Source organism: Pseudomonas sp. HMWF021 (assembly GCF_003061005.1).
GTDB lineage: Bacteria > Pseudomonadota > Gammaproteobacteria > Pseudomonadales > Pseudomonadaceae > Aquipseudomonas.
Map to the genome: position 1 here is coordinate 57,188 of NZ_QAIK01000059.1, position 6,966 is coordinate 64,153.

7 protein-coding genes are annotated in these 6,966 nt (G+C 60.4%); 4 read left to right on the plus strand and 3 right to left on the minus strand.

The annotated features are described in order from the left end of the window. Together rhlB and DBR18_RS07895 are read right to left on the minus strand one after the other, a co-directional pair. Positions 1–1,196 (minus strand): ATP-dependent RNA helicase RhlB (gene rhlB / locus DBR18_RS07890; protein ID WP_256588618.1); only part of this gene is annotated, 1,196 nt, incomplete at its 3' end. A 96-nt stretch (positions 1,197–1,292) separates the two neighbouring features. Further along, the gene (locus tag DBR18_RS07895) at positions 1,293–1,949 is read right to left on the minus strand and encodes an alpha/beta hydrolase (protein ID WP_108589925.1); all 657 of its coding nucleotides are present in this window, start codon (positions 1,947–1,949) and stop codon (positions 1,293–1,295) included. A gap of 468 nt (positions 1,950–2,417) precedes the next feature. Here DBR18_RS07895 and DBR18_RS07900 point away from each other — a divergent pair, with 468 nt between their 5' ends. The 4 genes from DBR18_RS07900 (at position 2,418) to DBR18_RS07915 (ending at position 6,582) form a co-directional block, all read left to right on the plus strand. Continuing rightward, positions 2,418–3,449: an amino acid ABC transporter substrate-binding protein gene (locus DBR18_RS07900; protein WP_108589926.1), complete on the plus strand. Its 1,032-nt coding sequence runs from the start codon at positions 2,418–2,420 to the stop codon at positions 3,447–3,449. 65 nt (positions 3,450–3,514) lie between these two features. Then, complete coding sequence (locus DBR18_RS07905; protein WP_108589927.1) at positions 3,515–4,696, plus strand: amino acid ABC transporter permease; 1,182 nt, start codon at positions 3,515–3,517, stop codon at positions 4,694–4,696. A gap of 10 nt (positions 4,697–4,706) precedes the next feature. Then, a complete protein-coding gene (locus tag DBR18_RS07910) occupies positions 4,707–5,804 on the plus strand; it encodes an amino acid ABC transporter permease (RefSeq protein ID WP_095667440.1) in 1,098 nt (365 codons plus the stop codon). 13 nt (positions 5,805–5,817) lie between these two features. Beyond that, positions 5,818–6,582, plus strand: a complete 765-nt coding sequence (locus tag DBR18_RS07915; RefSeq protein ID WP_003221897.1) for an amino acid ABC transporter ATP-binding protein — start codon at positions 5,818–5,820, stop codon at positions 6,580–6,582. An 81-nt stretch (positions 6,583–6,663) separates the two neighbouring features. On the opposite strand, the gene DBR18_RS07920 is transcribed toward DBR18_RS07915, so the two are convergent. Next, positions 6,664–6,966, minus strand: a 303-nt coding sequence (locus tag DBR18_RS07920; RefSeq protein WP_108589928.1) for a DUF6124 family protein, incomplete at its 5' end; no start/stop codon positions are given.

The following is a 6,966-nucleotide window of genomic DNA, read 5'->3' on the forward strand; positions in this document are numbered from 1 at the left end:
ACGCGGATCTTGCCTTCGCGGAAGCCTTCGAGGGTCTTGATGCGCTTGTGCTGCGGCACGTCGCCGGACAGTTGCGCGGCGTTGATGCCGTCGCGCACCAGGCGTTCTTCGATACGCCGCACTTCGTCCTTGCGGTTGGCGAACACGATCACCCGCTCCCAGCCGTTGTCGTTGACCAGGTTGAACAGCAGTTTGTACTTGTCTGCACCGGCCACCGCATAGATGTGCTGCTCGACGTTTTCGTTGGCCACGTTGGTGACCTCGATTTCGACGATCGCAGGGTCGGTGGTCCATTGCTTGGCCAGGTTCATCACGTCTTCGGTGAAGGTCGCGGAGAACAACAGGGTCTGACGCTCGGACTTCGGCGGGGTCTGGCGAATGATCTGCCGCACTTGCGGGATGAAACCCATGTCGAGCATGCGGTCGGCTTCGTCCAGCACCATCACTTCGACCATGTCCAGGTGCACGTCGCCACGCTGGTTGAAGTCGAGCAGACGGCCCGGGGTGGCGACGAGGATGTCGCAGTGGCGTGCTTCGAGGTGCTTGAGCTGCTTGTCGAAGTCCATGCCGCCAACGAACGTCATCACGTTCAGGCCGGTGTATTTGGTCAGGTCGGCCGCATCCTTGGCGATCTGCACCACCAGCTCACGGGTCGGCGCGATGATCAGCGCACGGGGTTCGCCCATGTAGCGTTCTTTCGGCGGCGGAGTCTGCAACAGCTGGGTGATGATCGAGATCAGGAACGCGGCGGTCTTGCCGGTGCCGGTCTGCGCGCGGCCGATGGCGTCCTTGCCGGCGAGGGTGAAACCCAGCACCTGCGCCTGGATCGGCGTGCAGTACGGGAAGCCCAGATCCTGGATGGCGTGCATCAGTTCCGGAGCGAGTTTGAAATCGTGGAAGCGGGTTTTGCCTTCCTGTGGCTCGACGACGAAGTCTTCGAGTTTCCAGGGGATGACCGGGGCCTTGGGCTTCGGTTCGCGGCGCGGACGGGCCGGTTTCGGCGCTTCGGCGCGGGCAGGTTCGGCGGCGATGGCGGGTTTCGGCTCGGGCTTGGGTGTCGCGACCGCAGCCGGACGTTCAACCTTGGGCGCTTCACTGCGAGGGCCGGGGGCGTGCGACGGCGCACTGGGGACTGGCGCGAGCTGCTCAGCCTCGCTTTTACCGAACATTTTCTTGAGTGCTTTGAGCACGGTCATCTCATCAATTGGTTAAGGAATGTACGCCGGCCAGTGTAATGCAAGAAACGGGCGCGGCGTAGTGGGACGGATCAAAGGGTTTTTAAACGTTGAGATTCAACGCAGGCGTTCGCCCAGCCAGACGCCGATATCGCGAATTTCCTCGGGTAACACTTCGTGCTCCATTGGGTATTCCTGCCATGTCACGGTGACACCATGCTTCACCAGATGCTCGTAAGCACTGCGGCCCATCGAGTTCTGCACCACGCCATCGAACTGGCCGTGCAGGCATAGCGCTGGAATGCGCTGCTGACTGGCTGAAAGCTCCATCTCGTCAGTGAAGGTCGGTGCGTAGGTGGACAGGGCAAGGACCCCACCCAGCGGACCTTGCCACTTTATATAAGCGGTGTGCAGAACGACGGCGCCACCCTGGGAAAACCCGGCGAGGAAAATCCGCGAAGCGTCTATTCCGCTGGCGCGCTCCTTTTCGATCAATTCAATGATGCGATCTGCCGACGCTTCCAGCTGGTCACGGTCAATCGACCGCGCCGGGCTCATGGCCTTGATGTCGTACCAACTCGGCATCGCATAACCGCCATTGATGGTGACGGGCAGGGTCGGCGCTTGCGGCAATACAAAGCGTGTCGTCAGCAGGCTTTCCTGCAGCGCTTCGGCCACCGGCAGAAAGTCATAGCGGTCAGCGCCGAGGCCGTGCAGCCAGATAACGCAGGCGTCTGCGGGCTTTACGGGTTGAAGAATCAGGGGCTCGGTCATGGCTGCTCCAAAAATGTGCGGGCGCTCTCAATAAGTGCGTGATTTGCGTGCGCGCCCGGTCGATCCGTTAACAAGATGTCGCAAGGCTACAAGTTTTGCTATTGACCTGTCGCGCAATCGCTTCAGCAAGCGGTGTGGTACGGGCTTTGCTATGGCTCTGAGCGTGCAACCGATCTCGCGTGTGGCGGTAACACTATCAGTGTACGTCGTGCGAAGGGATTGCAAAGAATCCGGTGATGGATGTTCGCCAATGGCCGCTACGGGCAACGCGAACGTGAAAGGGCTACAGCCCGTTCGGCCGACTGGTGAGAAGTGAGTTGTCCATGATGTGGATTTTCTCCTACTAGACTCATAGCGAAGGTCTTACGTCGGTTGACCCCAAAAAAAGCCAACACGGGTCAACAACGCCTCAAAAGGGTGCGACTGGACTCAAGCTCCGACACAACAAGAGCAAAACTGGAGGTTTGAATGAAGATGTTGAAATCCACTCTGGCGGTCGTGACTACTGCAGCAGTACTCGGCGTCAGCGGGTTCGCTCAGGCGGGTGCAACCCTGGATGCCGTGCAGAAGAAAGGTTTCGTGCAGTGTGGCGTGAGCGACGGTCTGCCGGGTTTCTCGGTGCCGGACGCTTCGGGCAAGATCCTCGGGATCGACGCTGACGTTTGCCGCGCTGTGGCCGCTGCCGTATTCGGCGACGCCAACAAGGTCAAGTTCAGCCAGTTGAACGCCAAGGAGCGCTTCACCGCGCTGCAGTCCGGCGAAATCGACCTGCTCTCGCGCAACACCACCATGACCAGCTCGCGTGACGCCGGCATGGGTCTGAAATTCCCGGGCTTCATCACTTACTACGACGGCGTGGGCTTCCTGGCCAACAACAAGCTGGGCGTGAAAAGTGCCAAGGAACTGGACGGTGCAACCATCTGCATCCAGGCAGGTACCACCACCGAGCTGAACGTGTCCGACTACTTCCGCGCCAACGGCCTGAAGTACACCCCGATCACTTTCGACACCTCCGATGAAAGCGCCAAGTCGCTGGAATCCGGTCGTTGCGACGTGCTGACCTCCGACAAATCGCAGCTGTACGCACAGCGCAGCAAACTGGCCTCGCCGAAAGACTACGTGGTGCTGCCGGAAACCATCTCCAAAGAACCGCTGGGCCCGGTCGTGCGTAATGGCGACGACGAGTGGCTGGCGATCGTTCGCTGGGTTGGCTACGCGCTGCTGAACACCGAAGAGGCCGGCGTCACCTCGAAAAACGTGCTGGAAGAAGCCAAGTCCACCAAGAACCCGGACGTCGCTCGTCTGCTGGGTGCTGACGGTGAATACGGCAAGGACCTGAAACTGCCGAAGGACTGGGTTGTGAAGATCGTTTCGCAGGTCGGTAACTACGGTGAAATCTTCGAGAAAAACCTCGGCAAGAGCACTCCGCTGGAAATCGACCGTGGCCTGAACGCGCTGTGGACCAACGGCGGCATTCAGTACGCACCACCAGTGCGCTAATGGTTCTGTCACCCGGCGGGCCAACCGCCGGGTGATGTTCTGTTCCATTTTTTCCGGGGCACTTCATGCAAAATTCAATCGGCGCACCAAAGCAGAGGTTCAGCCTCAGCGATCCGCGAGTGCGTGCGTGGCTGTTTCAGATCATCACCGTCGTGGCGGTCGTCGCCATGGGCTGGTATCTGTTCGACAACACCCAGACCAACCTGCAACACCGGGGCATCACTTCCGGTTTCGGCTTTCTGGAGCGCAGTGCCGGGTTCGGCATCGCTCAACACCTGATCTCCTACACCGAAGCGGACAGTTACGCCCGGGTGTTCGTGATCGGTTTGCTCAACACCCTGTTGGTGACCGTCATCGGCGTGATCCTGGCGACTCTGCTGGGCTTCATCATCGGTGTGGCGCGGCTGTCGCCGAACTGGATCATCAGCAAACTGGCGACCGTGTATGTGGAAGTGTTCCGCAACATTCCGCCGCTGCTGCAGATCCTGTTCTGGTACTTCGCGGTGTTCCTGACCATGCCAGGACCGCGTAACAGTCACAACTTCGGCGACACCTTCTTCGTCAGCAGCCGGGGCCTGAACATGCCGGCCGCGCAAATGGCTGACGGCTTCTGGGCGTTCATCATCAGTGTGGTGCTGGCCATCGTTGCCATCGTGCTGATGTGCCGCTGGGCCAACAAGCGTTTCGAAGACACCGGCGTACCGTTTCACAAGTTCTGGACTGGCCTGGCGATCCTGCTGGTGATTCCGACCCTGTGCGCGCTGATCTTCGGCGCTCCGCTGCATTGGGAACTGCCGCAGCTCAAGGGCTTCAACTTCGTCGGCGGCTGGGTGCTGATCCCGGAACTGCTCGCGTTGACCCTGGCGCTGACCGTGTACACCGCCGCGTTCATCGCCGAAATCGTCCGCTCCGGGATCAAATCGGTCAGCCACGGCCAGACCGAAGCGGCCCGTTCGCTCGGCCTGCGCAACGGCCCGACCCTGCGCAAAGTGATCATTCCACAAGCGCTGCGGGTGATCATTCCGCCACTGACCAGCCAATACCTGAACCTGGCGAAAAACTCGTCGCTGGCCGCCGGTATCGGTTACCCGGAAATGGTTTCGCTGTTCGCCGGCACCGTGCTCAACCAGACCGGCCAGGCCATCGAAGTCATTGCCATCACCATGAGCGTGTACCTGGCGATCAGTATCAGCATTTCCCTGCTGATGAACTGGTACAACAAGCGCATTGCGCTGATCGAGCGGTGAGGAAACGCGCATGACAACCCATACGTTCAAACCCGACATGCCACCGCCGGCCAAGGTCTTCGGCCCGATGGCGTGGATACGCGCGAACATGTTCTCCAGCTGGCTCAACACCCTGCTGACCCTGTTTGCGTTCTACCTGATCTATCTCGTCGTGCCGCCGATCCTCAGCTGGGCGATCCTCGATGCCAACTGGGTCGGCACCACCCGCGCCGACTGCACCAAGGACGGCGCCTGCTGGGTGTTCATTCAGCAGCGTTTCGGCCAGTTCATGTACGGCTACTACCCGGTGGAACTGCGCTGGCGCGTCGACCTAACCGTGTGGCTGGCAGTGCTTGGCGTGGCGCCACTGTTCATCTCGCGCTTCCCGCGCAAAGCGGTGTACGGCCTGAGCTTTCTGGTGATTTACCCGATTGTCGCCTGGTGCCTGCTGCATGGCGGCGTGTTCGGCCTCGACACCGTGGCGACCAGCCAGTGGGGCGGGCTGATGCTGACGCTGGTCATCGCCACGGTCGGTATCGCCGGTGCCTTGCCGCTGGGGATCATTCTGGCGCTGGGCCGTCGCTCGAACATGCCGGCGATTCGCGTGGTGTGCGTGACCTTCATCGAGTTCTGGCGTGGCGTGCCGCTGATCACCGTGCTGTTCATGTCCTCGGTGATGCTGCCGCTGTTCCTGCCCGAAGGCATGAACTTCGACAAGCTGCTGCGGGCGCTGATCGGGGTGATCCTGTTCCAGTCGGCCTACGTCGCCGAAGTGGTGCGCGGCGGTCTGCAAGCGATCCCCAAAGGTCAGTACGAAGCGGCTGCGGCGATGGGCCTCGGTTATTGGCGCGCCATGGGCCTGGTGATTCTGCCGCAAGCCCTGAAGCTGGTGATTCCCGGCATCGTCAACACCTTCATCGCGCTGTTCAAGGACACCAGCCTTGTGATCATCATCGGCCTGTTCGACCTGCTCAACAGCGTCAAGCAAGCCGCTGCCGACCCGAAATGGCTGGGCATGGCCACCGAAGGCTACGTGTTCGCCGCCCTGGTGTTCTGGATTTTCTGTTTTGGCATGTCGCGCTATTCCATGCATCTGGAACGCAAGCTCGACACTGGCCACAAGCGTTAGGAGTTCTCTGTAAATGAGCGAAGCAATCAAAAAGCCTGTCGGCCCTGAAGGCATTATCCAGATGCAGGGCGTGAACAAGTGGTACGGCCAGTTCCACGTGCTGAAAGACATCAACCTCAACGTCAAACAGGGCGAGCGTATCGTCCTGTGCGGCCCGTCGGGTTCCGGCAAATCGACCACCATCCGTTGCCTCAATCGCCTGGAAGAACACCAGCAGGGCCGCATCGTCGTCGATGGCGTGGAACTGACCAACGACCTCAAGCAGATCGAAGCGATCCGCCGCGAAGTCGGCATGGTGTTCCAGCACTTCAACCTGTTCCCGCACCTGACCATCCTGCAGAACTGCACGCTGGCGCCGATGTGGGTGCGCAAGATGCCCAAGCGCAAGGCCGAGGAAATCGCCATGCATTATCTGGAGCGCGTACGCATTCCAGAGCAGGCGCATAAATTCCCGGGGCAACTGTCCGGCGGTCAGCAACAGCGTGTGGCGATTGCCCGTGCGCTGTGCATGAAACCGAAAATCATGCTGTTCGACGAACCGACCTCGGCCCTCGATCCGGAAATGGTGAAAGAAGTGCTGGACACCATGATCGGCCTCGCCGAAGACGGCATGACCATGCTCTGCGTGACCCACGAAATGGGCTTCGCCCGCACCGTGGCCAACCGCGTGATCTTCATGGACAAGGGCGAGATCGTCGAACAGGCCGCGCCGAACGACTTCTTCGACAACCCGCAGAACGACCGCACCAAACTGTTCCTGAGCCAGATTCTGCATTGATCGCAAGCAGGCAATGAAATAAACCCGGACGTGTTCCGGGTTTATTTTTGGGTGCGACATTTACCCCTTTGGCGTGGCGGGTCAGGAGGTCACAGGGCCAGGCAACTCAAGCTTGTCCAGCGCCCGGTCAACGGCCAGTTCCGCCAGCATGATCAACTGCGCGATGCCCAGCAGCGTATGGCGATGCGGGCCCTGCAGGAACGCGGCGAAGTCGTTGGCCATGATTTTGGCCGAGGTCAGGGTTTCGCAGGCATTGGCCAGCAGGTCTTCGGTGCAGGCCTCGGGGGCGATGCGGTACAGCGTGCCGGGTTTGGTGGCGTCGGGGGGCGTGTTGGGGTTGAGGTAATGGTCGAGGGCGCGTTCGGCGGCTTCGTGGAGTTTGCG